The organism is Rhizobacter sp. P2_H3 (assembly GCF_056403355.1).
The window spans coordinates 37132-57075 of sequence record NZ_JBFUFQ010000017.1; the positions used below are offsets into that span (position 1 = coordinate 37132).

Sequence of the window (19944 nt, forward strand, 5' to 3'; positions counted from 1 at the left end):
GGTCCTCAGGTGCTCTTCTCGGCGAGGCTCTTCAGGTTCGCGAGCCCCGCCTCGAAGTCGGTGCCGACCATGCGGTCGACGTTGATGAAGACGTGCATCACCTTGCCGAGGTACGGCACCGGGCCGTGCATCGCCCAGGTCACGCGGGTGCCGCCCTGCTCGGGCTGCAGCGTGAACTCGGCCTGGTTGTGCGCCTCGAACGGCTTCACGAAATCGAGCGCCATCGTGACCTTCGAGGCCGGCACGGTCTCGAGGATCGCGAGGCTGCCGGTGCCGACCTCCCGGCTCTCCCAGCCGTAGCGCGCGCCGGTACCGACGGTGGTCGGGCCGTAGCTGCCCTTGAGGGCCGGGTCCTTGCGCTCGTACGGATTCCAGGTGTTGAAGCTGCGCAGGTCGTTGATCATCGCGTGCAGCTTCTCCGGCGACGCCTGGATGCGCACGCTGCGCTCGACGCGGAAGGTGTCGGGCTTCGTGGCGGCGTAGACCAGCAGCACCGCGAGCGCGGCGGCGATGACGAGCAGGGTGGACTTCAGCATGATCGGCTCCTGGGTGTGGCGGGCGGATCGATGGGTCCGCCCCTGTTCACACGACGGGCGATCAGCGGCCGGATCGACATCCCCATGGCCGGCTCAGGGATAACCCCCGGGGCGCCTAGGCGAAGCAGGGGCCGAGCTCGCGGACCTCGATCGTGCACCACTCGGCGGCCGGGCAATCGGCCGCGATGGCCACCGCCTCGTCGCGCGTCTTCACGTCGAGCAGGAAGAAGCCGCCGATCATTTCCTTGGCCTCGGCGAACGGGCCGTCGACCAGCCGCTTCTCGCCGGCGCGCTTCTGCACGCGCACCGCGCGGTCCTGCGCCAGCAGCGACTCGGCGCTCTTCAGCACGCCGCGGGCCTTCAGCTTCTCGGCGTAGCCCAGCATGCTGTCGTAGGCCGCCTGGCCTTCGGCGAGCGTGCGCTGGCCGCGCTGTTCGACGGGTTCGACGATGAGCATCATGTAGGACATGGGGTCTCCGATCTCGAATGGGCGTTCATTGTGTCGCGGATGCGCGGCCGTGGGGATACGGCAGCACCATCGCGAGGCTGGCCACGCACAACAGCAGCATCGCCAGGRCCAGCGGCAGCGGCGAGCGGCCCGACATGAACGGCGCCACGCCCYGCGTGCCGAGCGCGCCGGCCGCGAGGATCGCCAGCATCAGCAGTGCCGACGCGCGGCCCATCTGCACCGGCGGCAGGGCCAGCGCCTCGCTGAACGCGGCCGGCCCGCGCACCGCGAGCACCGCGGTGAAGGCGCACCAGAACACCGCGACGGCGGCGAAGCTCGGCTGCCCCAGCCAGGCCGCGAGCGCGAAGCCGCCGCACAGCGCCCCATGCGCCCAGCAGCCGGCCTGCACCGCGCGCGCCGCACCGAAGCGCCGGCTGATCCGCCCCGACTGGCTCGCCACCGCCATGAAGCACAGCACGCTCATCAGCTGCAGCGCGGCGAAGCTGGCGGCGCCGCGGCCGTAGGCATGCACCATCAGCTGCGGCGCGCTGGCGACGAAGCTCAGCAGCGCGCCGAAGCACAGTGCATGGCACAGCGCGAGACGCAGGAATCTGCGGTTGCCGATGATCGCGGCATAGCCCGAGGCGGCGCTTCGGTCCAGCCCCGGCAGCTCGCGTGGCGTGACGCGCACGACGAAGGGCAGCGCGAGCAGCGTGACGCCGCCGAGGATCCAGAAGGTGGCGCGCCAGTCCATCACCAGCAGCAGCGCGCTGCCGAGCACCGGCCCGGCGGCCGGCACCGCCGACTCGATCATCGCGATCGAGGCGATGCCCTTCACCGCATGTTCGTCCGGCAGCGTCGCGCGCACGACGCTCGGGGCCACCACCGTCGCCGCACCGGCGGCCGCGCCCTGCAGCGCGCGCATCGCGAGCAGCCAGCCGATGTCCGGCGCGAGCGCGCAGCCGAAGGCGCTGAGCACCAGCAGCGAGACGCCGACCAGCACGCAGCGGCGCGGGCCGAGCCGCGTCATCGCCTCGCCCCAGATCAGCTGCGACGCGGCGAGCCCGGCGAGGAACACCGCGACCGTCGCCTGCGCCAGCGTCACGTCGATGCCGAGCGAGGCCTGCAGCGTCGGCACGGCGGGCAGGAACAGGTCCATCGCCAGCATGCTGGTGGCGGTGACGATGGACAGCGGCAGGACGGTGCGGACGGTGGGCGGCATCGCGGCGAGCAAGGGCGGGGCGCCGACTGTAGCAACCCGCAGCTGCTATCGTCACGCAGCACTCTCTCCAAGGAACACCATGTCGAGCTACATCGAAGGCGCACTGACCCAGGACGAACGCGTGCTGCACTACGCGCATGTGAGCCTCTGGTCGCTGTGGGTGCCGCTGCTGCTGGGCCTGGTGCTGCTGCCGGCCTTCGGTTTCGGGCTGATCGCCTGGGGCTACGCCTGGGTGATGTACAAGACCACCGAACTCGCGGTGACGAACAAGCGGGTGATCGTCAAGCAGGGCTTCATCTCGCGGCAGACGATCGAGATCAACATCAACAAGGTGGAATCGATCCAGGTCGACCAGACGGTGATGGGGCGCATGCTCGACTACGGGTCGCTGCTGATCTCCGGAGCCGGTTCGCCGCAGGCGCCGCTGAGCGGCATCTCGAAGCCGCTGGCCTTCCGGCGCGCGTTCATGGAAGCGCAGGACGGCGCCTCCCACCGCTGATGGCATCGCTGAGGAGATCCGCCATGCCGACCTTCGCTGCCAACCTGAGCCTGATGTACACCGAGCACGATTTCCTCAACCGCTTCGGCGCCGCGGCGCGCGACGGCTTCGAGGCGGTCGAGTGCCTGTTCCCGTACGACGTGCCGGCGGTCGAACTGAAGGCGCGGCTGCGCGACCATGGCCTGGCGCAGGTGCTGTTCAACGCGCCGCCTGGCGATGCGACACAGGGCGAGCGTGGGCTGGCCTGCCTGCCCGGCCGCGAGGCGGCCTTCCGCGAAGGCATCGAACATGCGCTTGCCCTGGCTGCGGACATCGGCTGCCCGCGGCTGCACGTGATGGCGGGCATCGCGCCGCCCGAGGTCGACCGCGCCTGGCTGCGCGAGTGCTATGTCGCCAACCTCGACTGGGCGGCCGGCCATGCGGCGCCGCTCGGCATCGAGCTGACGATCGAGCCGATCAACACGCGCGACATCCCGGGCTATTTCCTGAACCGGCAATCGGAGGCGCATGCGGTGGTCGTCGAGCTCGGGCGGCCCAACCTGAAGGTGCAGATGGATCTCTACCACTGCCAGATCGTCGAGGGCGATGTCGAGATGAAGCTGCGGCAGTACCTGCCGAGCGGCCGTGTCGGCCACCTGCAGGTGGCGGGCGTGCCGCAGCGGCACGAGCCGGATGTCGGCGAGCTGAACTGCGCCCACCTGTTCGACGTGATCGACGAGCTCGGCTGGAGCGGCCACATCGGCTGCGAGTACCGCCCGCGCGCCGGCACCTCGGCCGGGCTCGGCTGGTGGCGTCAGCGTTCGGCCTGAACGGCGGCCACCTGCGCGATCAGGTTCGACACGCCGGCCGCGACATGGCCTGAAGGCACATGGGCCGAGGCATTCTCGATGTGCCCGGTCTGGTCGTCGAAGAAGAAATCGGGCTCGAACTCGCGCAGGAACTCGCCCTTCGGCAGCCCGCCGAGGAACATCGCCTCGTCGATCTCGATGTGCCAGTCCATCAGCGTGCGGATCGCGCGCTCGTGCGCCGGGGCGCTGCGCGCGGTGACGAGCGCGGTGCGCACCCGCATCGCCGGCGAGGCCTGGCGCTGCAGCAGCTGCAGCGCTTCGAGCAGCGGCTTGAACGGCCCGGCCGGCAGCGGCTTCAGCGCCTTGTCGCGCTCATGGGCCTGGAAGGCATCGAGCCCGCCGCTCTGGAACACCTGCTCGGCCTCGTCGGAGAACAGCACCGCGTCGCCGTCGAACGCGATGCGCACCTCGTGCGGATGGGCGTCGGACGCGCGCGCCGAGTGCGGGTAGACGCGGGCGGCCGGCACGCCGGCCTCGAGGGCCGAGCGCACGTCGGCCTCGTTGGTCGACAGGAACAGGTGCGCATTCAGCGGCCGCAGGTAGCGCCACGGCGATTCGCCGCGCGTGAACACGCCGCGCTGGATCGGCAGCCCGTAGTGCTGGGCCGAGCGGAACACCCGCATGCCCGACACCGGGTCGTTGCGCGACAGGATCACCACCTCGACCGAGGCCTGCGGCGACGCCGCGTTGAACGCGAGCAGCTTGTTGACCAGCGAGAACGCGACGCCGGGCTTGGCCGGTTCGCCGACGCGCTGCAGCTGCAGCTGCATGTAGGCGCGGTCGTCCTTGGCTTCGAAAAGCTGGTTCTCTTCTTCGAAGTCGAACAGGGCGCGCGAGGAAATGGCCACGACGAGCTGGCCGGCGAGGGTGGCGGGCATCGCCGGATGATACGGGCGGGGCGCGGTGAAACAAACGAAACAAGGCCGGCCGTTGCAGAAACGGTGTTGATACCCACCGCTTCGACACTGGCGGCATCCGAACACCAACAACGCCTGGAGCCCCCCATGACCGCGACCCTCGTCACCACCACGCTGCAACGCCTGTTCTCGCGCCGCGCCGCCGCCCCGGTGCGCCGCCCGTCGCGTGTCGCGGTGCAGCGCGCCCGCTTTGCGCAGGCGCACCGGCTGGAATTCGCCGACACCCGGCCGGTGGTGTTCCGCATGCATCTGAGCCTGTGAGCGGCGCGCGATGAACACGACGCCGACCGCCACCGAATGGATCACCGCGGTGCTGAGCGGCGCGAACCGCGCCGGCATTGCGCCGCCGGACCGATATGATCCGCCGCGAACCCCCCGTGACACACCGCAACGAGGCATCTTCCCCATGGCGTCCGGCGTGCAAGCCGCCACCCCTGTCGTGCTGGTCGTCGACGACGAGCCGGAGATCCGCTCGCTGCTGAGCGAGTACTTCGGCCGCCACGGCCTCGTCGTGCGCACCGCGCAGGATGCGGCGCAGGCGCGCGAGATGCTCGCCGAATCGCTGCCCGACCTGGCCATCCTCGACGTCAACATGCCCGGCGAGAACGGCCTGTCGCTCGCGCGCTGGCTGCGCGAGCGCCACCCGCACATGGGGCTGGTGATGCTGACGACCGCCGGCGAGTCGGTCGACCGCATCGTCGGCCTGGAACTCGGTGCCGACGACTACGTGCCCAAGCCGTTCGAGATGCGCGAGCTGCTGGCGCGCATCCGCGCGGTGCTGCGCCGCGTGGCGCTCGCCACGCTGGCACCGCAGGTGGCGGCGGCCGCCTCGCAGCCGACGCCGAGCAAGCGCGTGCGCTTCGGCATCTGCGAGCTCGACCTCGACCAGCGCCGGCTGTTCGCGCTCGACGACCGCCACGAGGTCGAGATCAGCGCCGCCGAGTTCGACCTGCTGGCGCTGTTCGCGCGCCACCCGAACCGGCCCTTGAGCCGCGACCAGATCATGGAGCAGGCGCACAACCGCGGCTGGGACGTGTTCGACCGCTCGATCGACCTGCGCGTGATGCGGCTGCGCCGCAAGATCGAATCCAACCCCGACAAGCCGGAAGTGCTGAAGACCGTTCGCAACGTGGGCTACGTCTTCGTGCCCCACGTCGCGGACGCATGACCGGACTCCAGCGCGAGTTCAGCTGGACCGGCCGCCTGCGATGGGGCGAGCGCCCCGAAGCAGCGGACGGTGCGGCGCTGGACCCGGCGCTGATGAGCTCGCTGCTCGACCACATCACTGCGCGCGTCGCGGTGATCGACCGCGGGCACTGCTACCGCTACGCGAACGGCGAGGCGGCCGGCTTCTTCGGGCTGACGCCGAAGCAGATCACCGGCCGGCACCTGGCCGACGTGATCGGCCGCGCGTCGTACGAGGGCTACCTGCCGTGGGCCGAGCGCCTGTTCGGCGGCGAATCGCTGCGCTGGCAGGGCTGGGTCGAGTACCCGGTGCGCGGCCGGCGTTTCATCCAGGAGACGATGGTGCCGTACGGGCCGCCCGGCGAGCCGGTGCAGGCGATCGTGGTGTTCGGGCGCGACCACACCGAACTGAAGCTGCACGAGGAGGCGCTGGCGCTTCAGGTCGAGCAGCTGCGCGCCAGCGAGGCGTTGAAGTCGGCGATCGTCGACCATGCGCTGGCGGCGCTGATCTCCACCGACGGGCAGGGCTGCATCGTCGAGTTCAACCCGTCGGCCGAGGCGATGTTTGGCCGCACGCGCGCCGAGGTGCTGGGCCGGCGCGTCAGCGAGGTCGCGATGCCCGAGCGCTACCGCGCCGCGCACGATGCCGGCATGGCGCGGCTGGCCGGCGGCGGCGCGCCGCGTGTGCTGGGCCGGCGCATGGAGCTGTTCGGGCTGCGCGCCGACGGCCGCGAGTTTCCGATCGAGATGGTGCTGTGGCGCAGCGACGTCGGCGGCACGGTGTTCTATACCGCATCGATGGTCGACGTGACCGAGCGGCATGGGGCGGCGCAGCAGATCGAGCGCCAGCGCGAGGCCTTGCGCCAGAGCGAGAAGCTGACCGCGATGGGCAGCCTGCTGGCCGGCGTCGCGCACGAGCTGAACAACCCGCTCGCGATCGTGATGGGGCGGGCCAGCCTGCTGGAGGAGAAATGCGAGGACGCCGCGCTGAAGGCCGACGTGCAGCGCATCCGCGAGGCGGCCGAGCGCTGCGGGCGCATCGTGCGCACCTTCCTCGACATGGCGCGCAGCAAGCCGCCGCAGCGCGGCACGGTCGACATCAACGACCTGGTGCGCGCCGCGGTGGAGATGCTGCACTACGGCTACCGCTCGCACGGCATCGAGCTGGAGACCGAGCTCGAGGCGACGCTGCCGTCGATCCACGCCGACGGCGACCAGGTCGGCCAGGTGGTGCTGAACCTGCTGATCAATGCGCAGCAAGCGCTGGCCGGGCAGGCGGCGCGGCGCTGCGTGCGGGTGCAGACGGGCGTCGAGGCGCGGCGCGACAACCGGGCGCAGCGGGTGTGGCTGCGCGTCGCCGACAGCGGGCCGGGCGTGCCGCCCGACCATGCGGCGCGCGTCTTCGAGCCGTTCTTCACGACCAAGGCCGAGGGCATGGGCACCGGGCTGGGCCTCGCGGTGTCGCGCTCGCTGGCGCGCGAGCACGGCGGCGACCTGATCCTCGAGGCGGCCGGCCCGGACGGCGGCGCGAGCTTCCGGCTCAGCGTGCCGGTCAGCGGCGTGGCCGACGAGGCGGCGGCGGTGCCGCGCGCCGAACCGGCCGAGGCGCCGGCACGCGCGCGGCTGCTGGTGGTCGACGACGAGGCCGAGCTGCTGGGCCTGATGCGCGAGATGCTGGAAGGCGCGGGCTACGACGTGGCGACCGCCGAATCGGGGGCGGTCGCGCTGGCGATGCTGGAGACGGCGCGCTTCGATGCGATCGTCTCCGACCTGCGCATGCCCGACATCGACGGCGCGTCGCTGTGGCGCGAGGTGAGCCGGCGCCGGCCGAGGCTCGCGCGGCACATGCTGTTCGTGACCGGCGACACCTTGTCGCCCGATGCGCGCGAGTTCCTGAAGGAGGCGCGCTGCACCGGGCTGGACAAGCCGTTCTCGAAGGCGGACCTGCTGGCGCGGGTCGCGGCGCTGGTGGCATAGCCGCCCCGTCGCCCGACTACTTCAGGATCGTCTTCTCCGAGTGTCCGAAGAGGAGGATCGTGCGCATGCGGCCTGCGGCGTCGAATTCGACGACGTCGTAGCCCCAGAAACCGGCCTCGCCCTTGGCATCGACGAATTGCCAGGTCGCCAGGCCGTGGTTCTCCCAGCCCAGCATTTCGTTCATCCGGAACAGCCCGCCCGGGCTGCGCTTCTGGAACACTTCGAGATGGGCGACCACCTCTGCAATTCCGCGGCGTGTTTGAAGCGGGTTGGTGAAGACGACGTCTTCCGAAAGACTGTCCCGCAGGCGTGCCAGTCGCTTGCTGTCATCGATCGGCGCCCACGCGGAAAGATAGGTTTCGTAGGTCCGCGCGCGTGGATCCGACTTCGCTGGTGGACTTCCGGGAATGGGTTGCGCGGCGAGCGAAATCGCCGGCGAACCACCACCGGACAGGAGAAGCAAAGAGATGGCCATTACTTTTCGTCGTTGCGTCAGAACTGACATGCGGGTCTCCATTGACAAGGCATGCGCAAAGTCTGCCCGACGCCCGGGAGTGCGAGAACCCGCACGATGGGCAAGGCAAAGTTGCCTTTCGGGACATGCGAAGCCCGCCTGAACCGCATGCTGGACAGCGAACTCTCCCTCTCTCAGCTTCGGTGCTTCGTCGCGGTCGTCGATTTCCGCTCGCTGACGGAAGCCGCTCGTCAGCTGGGCATGTCCCCGGCGAGCATGTCCAAGGCCATCACGAGGCTGGAACAGACCAGCGGCGTCAAGCTCTTTCATCGGTCCACGCATGCACTGTCATTGAGCCAGGATGGCGAGCGGCTGGTGAGCGCTGCGCGCGACGCGGTGCGTGCGGCCAGCGTCTTCAGCAAATCTGCGGGGGCGCGCCATCAGGACGGTACGTCGGGCTGGGTCCGGATCACGGCGCCGGTGGCCTTTGCACGCGAGGTCCTGACGCCCTTGTTGGCGGATTTCAGTCGGGAGCACCCGACCGTCCGGATCGATCTCCGGGCAACGAACGAACTCGTCGACCTCGCCAGGGACGGCGTCGACCTGGCCATTCGCAGCGGGTCGCTGTCCGACCTCCCAGGTCACCTCCAATCCCTCTGGTTCAAGTTCCCCTGGGTGGTTTGCGCTGCACCACGGTACCTCAGCGGAAAGCCGCTTCCATCGCGCCCCGAAGACATCGGTCAACATCGGGTGATCGGGTTCCGGAACCAGCACACCGGACAGGTTCGAGCGTGGACGTTCTGCCGGCCGGGGGCCGACGCCGAGGAAATCCGCATGGTGCCCGAGGCCGCGATGATCTTCGACGACGGAGCCGCCGCCGCGCTGGCCGGGATCCAAGGGGCCGGCCTGATTGCTGCACCACTGTGGCTTGTCGCCAGCGCCCTCGAAGCAGGGCAACTGGTGGAACTGTTGAGCGATTGGAGAGCGGCTGCTGCATCCATCAGCTTCTTGCGGCGGGAGCGGCACCTCGTGCCGGAGCGGGTCGACAAGCTCATCGCTTTCCTCCGCGCGCGACCGCCGCTCGCGGGCGACTGAAGAGGGGTCAGGCCACCGCGCCCTCGCGCGCCGCCTCGATCATCGTGCGCGACACGATGCCGTACATCGCCGCCCACGCGTCGTGCACCTCGGGCGTGAACGCGTCGCCCAGGCCTTCGCGCAGCGTCTTGATCAGCGCGGCACCGACGGTCGCGTAGTGCTCGCCTTGCACGCCGTAGCCGGCATGGCGGCGGCCGAGCAGGCGCAGCGCCGCATGCAGCGTGTACGGATCGTCGAGCACGCGGATCGCCGCGGCCAGCATCGTCATCAGGCGCTCGCCCTGGTGGCGGATGTCGGTGCGGAACAGTGCGCGCAAGCCGGGGTCGGCGGCGAACAGGTTCTCGTAGAACTGCTGCGCGGTGTCGGCCGCGTGCGGCTGCACCAGGTTGAAGCTGTGGCGGATCAGGTGAATCTCATGCGGGGTCATGCGGTGGTGTCCTTGCGGTGTCTGTCGACTGAGCCGCAAGGATGCCGACCGATTGATTCGTCGCCGTTTCGACGCCGGCCCCGGCGTGTTTCGTTGGTTGCCGCGCCCGGTGTCAGGCGCCGGCGGTGCGCCAGCGCAGCGTCACCGAGAGGCCGTGCCGCGCCGGTCCGGCTTGCGTGTCGTCGCGCAGGCCGTCGCGCAGCTCGATGCGCGCGCCCAACTGCCGCGCCGCCGCCTGCACGATCGCGAGGCCCAGCCCCGAGCCGGAGCCGTTCGATGCCGAGGTGGCGGCTGCACCGCGCCGGAAGCGCTCGAACACATGGGCCCGCTCGGCCGGCGCGATGCCGGGGCCGTCGTCGCTGACGTCGAGCACGCACTCGCCGCTGCCGTCGGCAGGCATGGCCAGGCTCACCTCGACGCGCCCGGCCGGCCGGCCGTAGCGGATCGCGTTGCCGACCAGGTTGTGCAGCACCGTCTCGACTGCGTGGCCGGGGCTGTGCACCGGCAGGCTGTCGGGCCCGGCATAGCCCAGCTCGATGCCGCGCGCCTGCGCCTCGTCGGCATGCAGCGCCAGGCAATCGCGTGCCACGTCGGCCAGGTCGATGTGCTCCAGCCGCTGCTCGACGCCGGCCTCCAGCCGTGCCAGCGCCAGCAGCTGGTTCACCAGGCGCATCGAGCGTGCCACGCCGCGCTCCAGGCGCTGCGTCGCGGCGTCGCGCTCGGCGGCGTCGCGGCTGCGCTTCAGCGTGTCGCATTGCGCGGCGATCACCGCCAGCGGCGTGCGCAGTTCGTGCGCCGCGTCGGCCAGGAAGGCACGCTCGCGCTGCAGCAGCGCCTGCAGCCGCGCCAGCGTGCCGTTCAGCTCGTCGACCACCGGCCTCAGTTCGCGGTAGGGCTGTGCGACCCGCACCGGCTGCAGGTCGGCCGGCGAGCGTGCGGCCAGGTCCTGCGACAGGCCCAGCAGCGGGCGCAGGCCGGTGCGCACTGCGAACCACACCGGCAGCAGCAGCACCGGAAAGCCGATCAGCAGCTGTGCCACCGTCACCGCGCTCGACAGGCCGGCGCCCAGCACCTGGTCGCGCGCCGCGACCGACTGCTGCACGTCGATGCGGCGGGCATGGTCGGCTGTCCAGCGCCGGTACACATGCTGCGCGTCCGGTCCCTCGCCCACCACGAAGAAGCCCAGCCGGCCATCGTCGGCCAGCGGCGCAGCCTCGCTGCCGCCGCGCGCGACCAGCCGGCCGGCGGCGTCATGCACCTGGAACCCGAGGTAGCCGCCCTCGGCACCGACGCGCTGCCCGTCGGCGGCGATCTTCAGCGCCGCACCGTGCAGCGCCGCGTCGGTCGGCAGCGTTGCGTCGGCCAGCACCTGCTCGACCACCTCGCCGACGCTGCGCATCTCCTTGTCGAACTCGCCGGAGCCGGTGGCCACCATGCTGATGTGCGCCAGCACCAGCATCGTGCCCCAGGCCAGCACGTAGGCCACCAGCAGCGCCAGCAACAGCCGCCGCGTGATCGACGGCGTGGTCAGGCGGCCCATCATTCGACGACGCTGTAGCCGACGCCGCGCACGGTGCGGATGCAGCCCTCGCCGAGCTTGCGGCGCAGGTTGTGGATGTGCCATTCGAGCGCGCCGAACTCCATCGGCTCGTTCAGCGGCATCACCGCGCGGGCGAGGCGGTGCTTGGACACCACCTCGCCGGCATGCCGGGCCAACTCGGCGACGATCTGGAATTCCTTCGGCGACAGCGCGGTCAGCGCGCCGTCCACCCGCACCTCGCGGCGCAGGCTGTCGATCTGCAGCGCGCCCACCGTCCACACCGCCGAGGCATGCCCGCCGCTGCGCCGCGTGACGGCGCGGATGCGCGAGGCCAGCTCCTGCGGGGCGGCCGGCTTGATCACGTAGTCGTCGGCCCCCGCGTCGAGGCTGGACACGCGGGCGTCGAGCGCGTCGCGGGCCGTCAGCACGATGACCGGCAGCTTCAGCCCGGCCCGGCGCCAGCGCTGCAGCAGGTGCAGGCCTTCGCCGTCGGGCAGGCCCAGGTCGAGCAGCACGCAGGCGAAAGGCAGTGCGTCGTCGGCCGCAGCGGCCGTCAGGGCTTGCGCATGGGTGACGCTGCGCACCCACTCGCTGGTCAGCCCGTGGCCGGCCAGCGCGCGCTGCAGTTCGGCGCCCAGTTCGAGGTCGTCTTCGACGAGGAGGAGGTGCATGGCAGCGCAGTCTAGTGGGACGACCCTGGGCATTCCCTAAGGTGGCGGCGGGCACAGTGCCGCCATCCCATGCCACCCCTGTCATCCATGCCGAATTCCCTGATCGCCCGCACCCTGTTCCAACCGTCGCTGCTGGCCGCCGCCCTCGTCGCGACGACATTGCCTTCGTGCGCCCAGTCGCAAACGCCGCCGGCCCCTCCACTCGGGCTGAGCGGCAGCGTGAGCCTGGGGGTGGCGACGATGCCCCGCTACGAGGGCAGCCCGAACCGCCGCACGATCGCCGCGCCCGACCTGTCGCTCAGCTACCGCACGGCGGACTGGGGCCACGTCGACCTCGACCACACCGGCCTCGGCTGGACCTTCTTCGAGCAGGACGCACTGCGCGCCGGCCTGCTGCTGAGCGCCGACCCCGGCCGCAAGGACAGGAACGTGTCGGGCCTCGGCCCGGCCGCCGGTGACGACCGCCTGCGCGGCATGGGCGACGTGCGCGCCAGTGCGGAAGCCGGCGTGACGGCGGGCTACGGGCCGCTCGGGCTGACGTACCGCAAGTCGCTCGGGCAGCGCGGCCACCGGGGCGCCCAGGTCGATCTCGGCGTGTCGTGGCCGGTGCCGCTGAGCGATGCGCTCGCGCTGAGCCTGAACGCCGGCGCCAGCTGGGCCGACCAGCGCTACCTGCAGGCCTACTTCGGCGTGACGCCCGAGCAGTCGGCCGCCAGCGGCTACGGCGTCTACACGCCGAAGGCCGGCCTGCACAAGGTCGATCTGGGCATCGGGGCGGAGTACCAGCTGCAACCCGACCTGAAGCTGAAGGCCTTGGCTGGCGTGTCGGCGCTCGGCGGCGACGCGAAGAACAGCCCGATCGTCAGCAGGAAGACCGGTGCCACCGGCTACGTGGGGCTGGCCTGGCTGTTCTGAACGCTGGCGCTACTGCATGAAGCCGATCGTCGATTTCTTCGTGCCGGATTCGGGCAGGTCGTCGCAGAGCACGTGATCGCGGCGCGCGAGCTTCGCGTTGCCGAAGGCCGTCATCCAGGCGCGGCGCATCTCGCGCGGCGCCATCTCGCCCATGCGGTCGAGCACCTCGTTGCGCGGCTCCGCCTCAAAGCGCTCGCCCCAGGCGTGGTCGCGGCGGATGCCGTCGTACAGCCGGGCGGCGATGCGGCGGGCCGCGTCGCGGTCGGGCGCCTGCACCTCGTAGACGTTCATGCGGTTCAGGATCGGGTCGGGGATCGCGCGGCCGTCGTTCGCGGTGGCGACCCAGATCACCTGGCTGGCGTCGATCGGCACCTCGGCGAACTCGTCGACGAAGCTGCCGGCGGTGTCGTGCTCGAGCAGGCTGTACAGCGCGCCGAGCGGGTCGTAGGCGTGTTCGCCGCCGGCCTTGTCGATCTCGTCGACCACCATCACCGGGTTCGCGTACTGGCCGTCGACCAGCGTCTCGAACACCTTGCCGGGGCGTGCGCCCTTCCACTGGCTGGAGGCGCCGCTCAGCACCCAGCCGGCGGTCATCGAACTCATCGACATGAAGCCCATGCCGGTGCCGAGCAGCTGCGAGAGTTCGCGCGCGAAGTGGGTCTTGCCGACGCCGGGCGGGCCGAGCAGCAGCAGCGGGGTGATCTCGAGCGCGTCGCGGCTGTCCTCGCACAGCGCGAGCTGGCGTTTCACGTCGTCGAGCACCTCGCTGAAGTTGGGCAGCTCGTCGTAGAGGTGGTCCATCGCCGGCAGGCCGGACGGTTTCACCTGGAAGCGCTCCGGGCCCTTCTCGAGCATGCGCTCGTAGGTGGAGCGCAGGCTCTCGTGCTCCTTGTGCGGCAGCTTGTCGAGCTTGCGGCCGACCTCGTCGACCCGGTAGAGGCTGCGCATGCGGGCAATCGGGATGCCGCCTCGCGAGGATGACGACACCGGGACCAACTGCTTGGATGCGCTCATCGAAGACCTCCAGAAGACGCAGACCTTGGTGCTCATTGAAGCAAAGGTGTCCGGAAGACAGCACTTGATGAATACCCGGAACACCGCCCAGTTCTGGTGGTGCGGGCATGCATGACCCATGCCAGCGAGCGATCAAGCAACACCCGGGGAACCGGCTTTGCCGGGCCCCTTGGGTGGCGCCCCCTCGGGGGGCAGGAGCGCAGCGACGTGGGGGCTCTATTTCACCCAGGTGTTCAATTGGATGATCGGCAGCAGCACGGCGAGCACGATCAGCATCACCGCCCCGCCCATCGCGACGATCAGCAGCGGCTCCAGGATGGTCGCCATCGCCATCGCGCGGCGCTGCACTTCCTGGCCGAGCTGCTTGGCGGCCCGGTCCAGCATCTGCGGCAGTTGCCCGGTCTGCTCGCCCAGCCGCGCGAACATCGACAAGAGCCCCGGGAAGCGCTTCTTCGCGGCCATCGCCGACGCGAACGGCGCGCCTTCGCGCACCTGCACCAGCGCATCCAGCGCATCGGCGCGCATCGCGTGGTTCGACAGCGTCTCCGCCGCCGCCTGCAGCGCCTTCAGGATCGGCACGCCGGCGTTCGCCAGCATCGCGAGCGTTCCGGCGAAGCGCGCCGCGTTGTAGCCGCGCGAGAGCTTGCCCACCAGCGGCAGCGTCAGCCAGCTCGCATCGAACTGCTCGCGGAACAGCGCGTTGCGCAGCATCAGCCGCAAGGTCACCACGCCGCCGATGATCGCCAGCAGCAGCAGCCAGCCGTAGCTGCGCAGGAAGGCACTGATGTTCAGCATCATCGTGGTGATCAGCGGCAGCGCCCGCTTCGAGCTGGTGAACACCGAGGCCACCTGCGGCACCACGTAGGTCACCAGGAAGATCACGATCACCACCGCGATCAGCGAGACGATCGCCGGGTACAGCGTCGCGCCGATGATCTTCGACTTCAGCTGCTGCCGCTCCTCCAGGTCGTCGGCCAGCCGCTCCAGCACGCGGCCGAGCGCACCGCTCTGCTCGCCCGCACCGACCACCGCGCGGTACACGTCGTCGAACTCGCGCGGCGCGCCGGCCAGCGCACGCGCGAACGGCGAGCCGCCGTTGACCTCGCTGCGCAGGTGGGCGATCAGCTCGCGCTGCTTCGGGTCTTCGGCCTCGTCGCTGAGCGCCGTCAGCGCCCGCTCCAGCGGCAGCCCGGAGCCGACCAGCCCGGCCAACTGGCGCGTCCACACCGCCAGCCCGGTCGAGCTGAACACGCGGCGCACCATCTTCAGCCCGGTCGGCTGCGTGCCGGCCGACGCGACCTGCGTCACCTCCAGCGGCACCAGCGCCTGCGCGCGCAGCTGCGCGCGCGCGGCCTTCGCGTTGTCGGCTTCCAGCAGGCCGCTGTTGGTCTTGCCGGCGGCGTCGATCGCCTCGAACTTGTAGGCGGGCATGGTTGCTAGTCTTTCGTGACGCGCATGACCTCTTCGAGCGAGGTCACGCCTTCACGCACCAGGCGTTCGCCGTCCTCGCGCATCGAGCGCATGCCGCCGGCCTCGGCGGCGACGAACAGCTGCGATTCGGCCGCCCTGCTGTGGATCAGCGCGCTCACCTTGTCGTCGGCCACCATCAGCTCGTAGACGCCGGTGCGGCCCTTGTAGCCCGAGTTGCCGCATTCGCTGCAGCCCACCGGATGCCAGCGGCCCTTGGCGTCCTGCTTCTTGCAGTGCGGGCACAGCTTGCGCACCAGGCGCTGCGCGAGCACGCCCAGCAGGCTGGAGCTCAGCAGGAAGGGTTCGATGCCCATGTCGGTGAGCCGGGTCACTGCGCTCGGCGCGTCGTTGGTGTGCAGCGTGGCGAGCACCAGGTGACCCGTCAGCGAGGCCTGCACCGCGATCTGCGCGGTCTCGAAGTCGCGGATCTCGCCGATCATGATGACGTCCGGATCCTGCCGCAGGATCGCGCGCAGCGCCTTCGCGAAGGTCAGGTCGATCTTCGCGTTGACCTGCGTCTGGCCGATGCCGCCGAGGTCGTACTCGATCGGGTCTTCCACCGTCAGCACGTTGGTGGTCGCGGTGTCGACGCGGCCGAGCGACGCATACAGCGTCGTCGTCTTGCCCGAGCCGGTCGGGCCGGTCACCAGCACGATGCCGTGCGGCTGCTGCACCAGCGCATTGAAGCGCTGCAGCGTGTCGCCGCCCATGCCCAGGCCTTCGAGCGTGAACTTCGATTCACCCTTGTCGAGCAGCCGCAGCACCGCGCGTTCGCCGTGCGCCGACGGCAGCGTCGACACCCGCACGTCGACCGCGCGGCCGCCGATGCGCAGCGAGATGCGGCCGTCCTGCGGCAGCCGCTTCTCGGCGATGTCGAGCTCGGCCATGATCTTCAGCCGCGAGATCAGCGCCGCGTGCAGCGCCTTGTTCGGCTGCACCACCTCGCGCAGCGTGCCGTCCACGCGGAAGCGCACCGAGCTCGAGCGCTCGTAGGGCTCGATGTGGATGTCGCTCGCGCCGTCCTTCGCGGCCTGCGTCAGCAGCGCGTTCAGCATGCGGATGATCGGCGCGTCGTTCGAGGTTTCCAGCAGGTCCTCGATGGCCGGCAGGTCCTGCATCATGCGGCTCAGGTCGACCTTGCTCTCGACCTCGCCGATCACGACGGCCGCGCTCGATTCGGCACCGGCATAGGCGGCGGCGATGCGGTTGACCAGCGTCGAGGCCGGCTCGCGCTCCAGCGCGTCGATCGAGTACAGGCGCAGCACCTCGCTCAGCGCCGGCATCGACACGGTCTCGGGCGCCCACAGCACCAGGCGCTCGCCGTCGTCTTCCAGCAGCAGCGTGTGCGCCTTCGCGTAGGTGTAGGGCAGGGGGTGACGTGAGCCCATGGCTTATTGCCCCGGCTGGCTGGCGGCGGGATCGGGGGCCGAGGCACCCGACGCCGGTGCCGCCGCTGATGTCGGGAGAGCCGGGTTGCGGATCGGCTTCGGCGGCGGCGCGCTCAGCGCCTTCGACGAATCCTGCAGCGTGTTCAGCGGCGGCAGCACCGGCGATTCATTGATCGGCGTGATCCAGCTGTTGCGCGGCTGCTCGGCCTTCTGCTGCGCGCGGATGGTCTCGTAGCGGTCCAGCGAGACCGCGTTCGAGGTGGCCGCGTCGCGCATCACGATCGGGCGCAGGAACACCATCAGGTTGGTGCGCGTCTTCTGCCGGCTGGTGCTGCGGAACAGCGCGCCCAGCACCGGGATATCGCCGAGCAGCGGCACCTTGTTGTTGGTCTCGGTGAACCTGTCCTCGATCAGGCCGCCGAGCACGATGATCTCGCCGTCGTCGACGACCACCGTCGATTCGATCGAGCGCTTGTTCGTGGACGGGCCGGCGCTGGTGGTGCCGGGCGCGACCTTGTCGGACAGGCTCGACGATTCCTGGAAGATCGTCATGCGCACCGCGCCGTTCTCGCCGATCTGCGGCTTGATCTTCAGCGTGATGCCGACGTCCTTGCGCTCCACCGTCTGGAACGGGCTGGTGGTGGCGGTGCCGGTGTTGGTGAACTGGCCGGTGATGAACGGCACGTTGCTGCCGACGATGATCTTCGCTTCCTCGTTGTCGAGCGTGATCAGGTTCGGGGTCGAGATGATGTTGCTGTTGGTCTGGCTCTGCAGCAGGTTGGCGATGGCGGCCAGCCCGTACTGCCCGGCGAACTTGCGGATCACGCCGATGTTGAAGCCCTCGCCGAGGCCGGCGGCCACGCCGGTCGCATCGATCTGCACCAGGTTGCCCTTGCCGCTCTTCGGCGTGAAGTTGGTGCCGCCGACGATGCCGGTGGAGTCGCCGCTCTTGCCGATCAGGCCCTGCCACTGGAAGCCGGCCTCGGCGGCGTTGTCGCCGGTCACCTCGACGATCATGCTTTCGATGTAGACCTGCGCGCGGCGCGAGTCGAGCTGGTCGATCACCGCGCGCAGCTGCTTGTAGACCGGCTCGGGTGCCGTGATGATCAGCGAGTTGCTGGCCGGGTCGGCCTGGATCATGCCGCCGGTGGAGGGCGCTGCCGACGGGGTGAGCGGTGCCACCGCCTGCCCGCCGCCCTGCGGGTTGTTCGGGTTGGCCGCCTGCGACAGCGCGGCCGTCGGCGAGCTGCCGCCACCGCCACCACCGCCGCCGCCGGTCGAGCTGAATGCGGCGCGCAGCACGGTGGCCAGCTTCACCGCATCGCCGTTCTTCAGGTAGACGACGTAGATGTTGCCCATCGGGTTGTCGCCCACCATCGGCTTGTCGAGCTTCTCGATCACCGCCTTGATGTTGGCCATGCGCGCCGGCGTCGAGGCGCGCACGATCAGCGCGTTGCTGCGCGCATCGACCAGGATCGACGAGGTGGCGCCGCCGCCGGGCACGCCGCCCGGCACGCCGGTGCCGCCGTCGCTCAGGCGCTGCACGACGGTCGCGAGGTCGGTGGCGACCGCGTACTTCAGCGGGATGATCTCGACGTCGCCGGAGCTCGGCGTGTCCATCGCGGCGATGATCTTCGCGATGCGCGTCAGGTTGTCCGCGTAGTCGGTGATCACCAGCGTGTTGTTGCCGGGGTTCGCGTTGATGGTGTTGTTCGGGCTGATCAGCGGGCGCAGCACCGGCACCAGGTTGTTCGCGTTCTCGTGGCTGAGCTTGAAGATCTGCGTCAGCACCTGGTCGCCCTGGCGCGACACCGAGCCGACCGAGACGGTGCCCGACTGCAGCTTCGCATCGGCCTCCGGCACGACCTTGAACAGCCCGCCGACCTCGACCACCGTGAAGCCCAGGCCGCGCAGCGCGGCGAGGTAGTTCAGGTAGGCCTCGCGCGGCGTCATCGGCTCTTCGCTGAACAGCGTGATCGTGCCCTTCACGCGCGGGTCGACGACGAACTGCTGCTTCAGGATGGCGCCCATCGCGCGTGACACGCCTTCGATGTCGGCATTGACGAAGTTGAGGGTGACCGGCTCGCCCTTGAAGCGCGACGGTGCCGGCGATGCCGGTTGCTGGGCCATCACGACCGGAAACGCACCGAGGTTCGTGGTCAACAGCGCGGCGACCAGCGCGCCGACGAGCGGGCGTCGCGCCTGGAGCAGGGGGGTATGGCGCTTTTTCATGCTCATCCGATCGAAATGACGGACACGGCGCCGTTGCGCCGCCCGATGATGTTCAGCAGATTGCTCAGTGCGGCTTCGTCGCCGCTGTTCGCACGGGCCTCGCCGCGAAAGCGCACGCCATTGGCGCCCATGCTGCCGTTGCCCGAGAGTTGCAGGGCGCCGTCGAGCGTCGTCAGGCTCAGCTGCGACGGACCGCCGCCCGGGTTGCCGGTCAGCGACAGGCGGTAGCTGCCCAGCGTCTCGAGCGTCGACACGCGAGACGCCGCACCGATCAGCTCGACATCGGCCCGGCCGTCCATCAGCCAGCGGCCCTGCACCCATTCCATCTTCAACCCCGGCGACACCAGGCGCAGCGCGCCGCCGAGCTGCAAGGTGTTCCACGGCGTGCCCAGGCCGCCGAGCAGCGCGCCCGGCCACTGGCCGGTCCAGCCCGGCTGCGGCATCAGCGTCAGCGAGAGGCGGCCGAAGCCGGGCTTGATCTGCAGCGCGACGTTGCCGTTCAGGCAGCAGGCCTGGCGCGCCACCAGCTCGAAGCCGAGCCCGCGCAGGCCGAGCGACCAGTCGAGCCGGCCCGGCAGCGCCGCGGCATCGCGGCTGCCGGGGCCGCCGGTCAGCACGACGACCGCACTGCCCGACCACACCGTGCCGCGCGCATCGGCCAGCAGCACGCGCTGGCCCGAGGCCGATTCGATCGCGCCGGCCAGCCAGCTTGCCGGTGCAAAGGCGACCAGCCCGAACAGCAGGCCGCCGAGGCGCTCAAGTCGGCCACCGACCGGCTCGGCGACAAGGGCAAGATCTCGGTGCAAGGCGATCGCGCGACGCTGACGCTGACCGGCGTCTCCGGCGAGAAGCTGCGCTCCTGGCTCGGCGAGGCGCGCAGCGGCGCGCGCGCGCGGCCGGTCGATGCGCAGCTGACCCGCGGCCCGCAGGGCTACGCCGGCACGATCCTCGTCAGCTTCGGGGGGGGCGCCTGATGGCCACCCGTCCGTTCCTGCGCCCGCTCGGGCGCAACGTGCCCAAGCGCGTCGGCAAGCGCCGCTTCGCCGCCAGCCTGAGCCCGTCGGCCTGGCAGGAGTCCACCTTCGCCGAGCTGGCCTGGGACCAGT

General features: G+C 70.4%; 21 protein-coding genes. 8 read left to right on the plus strand and 13 right to left on the minus strand.

Features of this window, described 5'->3' with window-relative positions; all coding sequences use genetic code 11:
• Nucleotides 1-5 precede the first annotated feature (5 nt).
• From AC1D1T_RS05750 to AC1D1T_RS05760, 3 genes are all read right to left on the minus strand, one after another.
• The gene (locus tag AC1D1T_RS05750; protein ID WP_477991591.1) at nt 6-536 is read right to left on the minus strand and encodes an SRPBCC family protein; all 531 of its coding nucleotides are present in this window, start codon (nt 534-536) and stop codon (nt 6-8) included.
• A 115-nt stretch (nt 537-651) separates the two neighbouring features.
• Nucleotides 652-1005, minus strand: coding sequence for a YciI family protein (locus AC1D1T_RS05755; RefSeq protein ID WP_047500195.1), 354 nt, complete (start codon nt 1003-1005; stop codon nt 652-654).
• A gap of 25 nt (nt 1006-1030) precedes the next feature.
• Nucleotides 1031-2206 (minus strand): MFS transporter, encoded by a 1176-nt coding sequence (locus AC1D1T_RS05760; RefSeq protein WP_477991593.1) that lies wholly within the window; start codon nt 2204-2206, stop codon nt 1031-1033.
• A 79-nt stretch (nt 2207-2285) separates the two neighbouring features.
• On the opposite strand from AC1D1T_RS05760, the gene AC1D1T_RS05765 reads away from it, so the two are divergent.
• Together AC1D1T_RS05765 and otnI are read left to right on the plus strand one after the other, a co-directional pair.
• Nucleotides 2286-2705, plus strand: coding sequence for a PH domain-containing protein (locus AC1D1T_RS05765; RefSeq protein ID WP_465110929.1), 420 nt, complete (start codon nt 2286-2288; stop codon nt 2703-2705).
• A 23-nt stretch (nt 2706-2728) separates the two neighbouring features.
• The gene (otnI, locus tag AC1D1T_RS05770) at nt 2729-3514 is read left to right on the plus strand and encodes a 2-oxo-tetronate isomerase (RefSeq protein WP_477825352.1); all 786 of its coding nucleotides are present in this window, start codon (nt 2729-2731) and stop codon (nt 3512-3514) included.
• On the opposite strand, the gene AC1D1T_RS05775 is transcribed toward otnI, so the two are convergent.
• A complete protein-coding gene (locus tag AC1D1T_RS05775) occupies nt 3499-4431 on the minus strand; it encodes a 5'-nucleotidase (RefSeq protein WP_465110931.1) in 933 nt (310 codons plus the stop codon). The genes otnI and AC1D1T_RS05775 overlap by 16 nt on opposite strands.
• A 126-nt stretch (nt 4432-4557) precedes the next feature.
• Between AC1D1T_RS05775 and AC1D1T_RS05780 the strand changes: the two genes are divergently transcribed.
• The 3 genes from AC1D1T_RS05780 to AC1D1T_RS05790 are packed head-to-tail and all read left to right on the plus strand — an operon-like array spanning nt 4558 to nt 7632.
• Complete coding sequence (locus tag AC1D1T_RS05780) at nt 4558-4731, plus strand: hypothetical protein (protein ID WP_465110932.1); 174 nt, start codon at nt 4558-4560, stop codon at nt 4729-4731.
• Nucleotides 4732-4741: 10 nt separating this feature from the next.
• Entirely contained in the window at nt 4742-5638 is an 897-nt protein-coding gene (locus AC1D1T_RS05785) for a response regulator (protein ID WP_465110933.1), read from the plus strand.
• Entirely contained in the window at nt 5635-7632 is a 1998-nt protein-coding gene (locus tag AC1D1T_RS05790; protein ID WP_477991595.1) for a hybrid sensor histidine kinase/response regulator, read from the plus strand. Before AC1D1T_RS05785 ends, AC1D1T_RS05790 begins: the two co-directional genes overlap by 4 nt.
• A gap of 16 nt (nt 7633-7648) precedes the next feature.
• Here AC1D1T_RS05790 and AC1D1T_RS05795 read toward each other — a convergent pair whose 3' ends face one another.
• Nucleotides 7649-8137 (minus strand): nuclear transport factor 2 family protein, encoded by a 489-nt coding sequence (locus AC1D1T_RS05795; RefSeq protein ID WP_477825354.1) that lies wholly within the window; start codon nt 8135-8137, stop codon nt 7649-7651.
• 66 nt (nt 8138-8203) lie between these two features.
• Here AC1D1T_RS05795 and AC1D1T_RS05800 point away from each other — a divergent pair, with 66 nt between their 5' ends.
• Complete coding sequence (locus AC1D1T_RS05800; protein ID WP_477825355.1) at nt 8204-9181, plus strand: LysR family transcriptional regulator; 978 nt, start codon at nt 8204-8206, stop codon at nt 9179-9181.
• Between the two features lie 7 nt (nt 9182-9188).
• Here the strand turns inward: AC1D1T_RS05800 and AC1D1T_RS05805 are convergent, their stop codons facing one another.
• From AC1D1T_RS05805 to AC1D1T_RS05815, 3 genes are all read right to left on the minus strand, one after another.
• On the minus strand, nt 9189-9608 hold the full coding sequence (locus tag AC1D1T_RS05805; RefSeq protein WP_477825356.1) for a globin family protein: 420 nt from the start codon (nt 9606-9608) through the stop codon (nt 9189-9191).
• Between the two features lie 112 nt (nt 9609-9720).
• Nucleotides 9721-11148, minus strand: coding sequence for a sensor histidine kinase (locus tag AC1D1T_RS05810; RefSeq protein WP_477991597.1), 1428 nt, complete (start codon nt 11146-11148; stop codon nt 9721-9723).
• Nucleotides 11148-11819, minus strand: a complete 672-nt coding sequence (locus tag AC1D1T_RS05815) for a response regulator (RefSeq protein WP_047500219.1) — start codon at nt 11817-11819, stop codon at nt 11148-11150. Before AC1D1T_RS05815 ends, AC1D1T_RS05810 begins: the two co-directional genes overlap by 1 nt.
• 87 nt (nt 11820-11906) lie before the next feature.
• Here AC1D1T_RS05815 and AC1D1T_RS05820 point away from each other — a divergent pair, with 87 nt between their 5' ends.
• A complete protein-coding gene (locus AC1D1T_RS05820; RefSeq protein WP_477825358.1) occupies nt 11907-12734 on the plus strand; it encodes a MipA/OmpV family protein in 828 nt (275 codons plus the stop codon).
• 9 nt (nt 12735-12743) lie between these two features.
• Here the strand turns inward: AC1D1T_RS05820 and AC1D1T_RS05825 are convergent, their stop codons facing one another.
• From AC1D1T_RS05825 to gspN, 5 genes are all read right to left on the minus strand, one after another.
• Nucleotides 12744-13748 carry an AAA family ATPase gene (locus AC1D1T_RS05825; RefSeq protein WP_477825359.1) on the minus strand — a complete coding sequence of 335 codons (1005 nt, stop codon included), beginning with the start codon at nt 13746-13748 and terminating at the stop codon, nt 12744-12746.
• Nucleotides 13749-13964: 216 nt separating this feature from the next.
• On the minus strand, nt 13965-15179 hold the full coding sequence (gspF, locus tag AC1D1T_RS05830) for a type II secretion system inner membrane protein GspF (RefSeq protein WP_047500221.1): 1215 nt from the start codon (nt 15177-15179) through the stop codon (nt 13965-13967).
• A gap of 5 nt (nt 15180-15184) precedes the next feature.
• The gene (gene gspE / locus AC1D1T_RS05835; RefSeq protein WP_047500223.1) at nt 15185-16606 is read right to left on the minus strand and encodes a type II secretion system ATPase GspE; all 1422 of its coding nucleotides are present in this window, start codon (nt 16604-16606) and stop codon (nt 15185-15187) included.
• A 3-nt stretch (nt 16607-16609) separates the two neighbouring features.
• On the minus strand, nt 16610-18838 hold the full coding sequence (gspD, locus tag AC1D1T_RS05840; RefSeq protein ID WP_477991599.1) for a type II secretion system secretin GspD: 2229 nt from the start codon (nt 18836-18838) through the stop codon (nt 16610-16612).
• Between the two features lie 2 nt (nt 18839-18840).
• A complete protein-coding gene (gspN, locus tag AC1D1T_RS05845) occupies nt 18841-19644 on the minus strand; it encodes a type II secretion system protein N (protein WP_477991601.1) in 804 nt (267 codons plus the stop codon).
• Between gspN and gspM the strand changes: the two genes are divergently transcribed.
• Complete coding sequence (gene gspM, locus AC1D1T_RS05850) at nt 19639-19812, plus strand: type II secretion system protein GspM (RefSeq protein WP_477991603.1); 174 nt, start codon at nt 19639-19641, stop codon at nt 19810-19812. The genes gspN and gspM overlap by 6 nt on opposite strands.
• Nucleotides 19813-19944 lie beyond the last annotated feature (132 nt).

Coding starts and splice junctions, on each gene's coding strand:
- AC1D1T_RS05750 (WP_477991591.1), bottom strand. CDS start 536: ATGCTGAAGTCCACCCTGCTCGTCATCGCCGCCGCGCTCGCGGTGCTG.
- AC1D1T_RS05755 (WP_047500195.1), bottom strand. CDS start 1,005: ATGTCCTACATGATGCTCATCGTCGAACCCGTCGAACAGCGCGGCCAG.
- AC1D1T_RS05765 (WP_465110929.1), top strand. CDS start 2,286: ATGTCGAGCTACATCGAAGGCGCACTGACCCAGGACGAACGCGTGCTG.
- otnI (WP_477825352.1), top strand. CDS start 2,729: ATGCCGACCTTCGCTGCCAACCTGAGCCTGATGTACACCGAGCACGAT.
- AC1D1T_RS05775 (WP_465110931.1), bottom strand. CDS start 4,431: ATGCCCGCCACCCTCGCCGGCCAGCTCGTCGTGGCCATTTCCTCGCGC.
- AC1D1T_RS05780 (WP_465110932.1), top strand. CDS start 4,558: ATGACCGCGACCCTCGTCACCACCACGCTGCAACGCCTGTTCTCGCGC.
- AC1D1T_RS05785 (WP_465110933.1), top strand. CDS start 4,742: ATGAACACGACGCCGACCGCCACCGAATGGATCACCGCGGTGCTGAGC.
- AC1D1T_RS05790 (WP_477991595.1), top strand. CDS start 5,635: ATGACCGGACTCCAGCGCGAGTTCAGCTGGACCGGCCGCCTGCGATGG.
- AC1D1T_RS05795 (WP_477825354.1), bottom strand. CDS start 8,137: ATGTCAGTTCTGACGCAACGACGAAAAGTAATGGCCATCTCTTTGCTT.
- AC1D1T_RS05800 (WP_477825355.1), top strand. CDS start 8,204: ATGGGCAAGGCAAAGTTGCCTTTCGGGACATGCGAAGCCCGCCTGAAC.
- AC1D1T_RS05805 (WP_477825356.1), bottom strand. CDS start 9,608: ATGACCCCGCATGAGATTCACCTGATCCGCCACAGCTTCAACCTGGTG.
- AC1D1T_RS05810 (WP_477991597.1), bottom strand. CDS start 11,148: ATGGGCCGCCTGACCACGCCGTCGATCACGCGGCGGCTGTTGCTGGCG.
- AC1D1T_RS05815 (WP_047500219.1), bottom strand. CDS start 11,819: ATGCACCTCCTCCTCGTCGAAGACGACCTCGAACTGGGCGCCGAACTG.
- AC1D1T_RS05820 (WP_477825358.1), top strand. CDS start 11,907: ATGCCGAATTCCCTGATCGCCCGCACCCTGTTCCAACCGTCGCTGCTG.
- AC1D1T_RS05825 (WP_477825359.1), bottom strand. CDS start 13,748: ATGAGCGCATCCAAGCAGTTGGTCCCGGTGTCGTCATCCTCGCGAGGC.
- gspF (WP_047500221.1), bottom strand. CDS start 15,179: ATGCCCGCCTACAAGTTCGAGGCGATCGACGCCGCCGGCAAGACCAAC.
- gspE (WP_047500223.1), bottom strand. CDS start 16,606: ATGGGCTCACGTCACCCCCTGCCCTACACCTACGCGAAGGCGCACACG.
- gspD (WP_477991599.1), bottom strand. CDS start 18,838: ATGAAAAAGCGCCATACCCCCCTGCTCCAGGCGCGACGCCCGCTCGTC.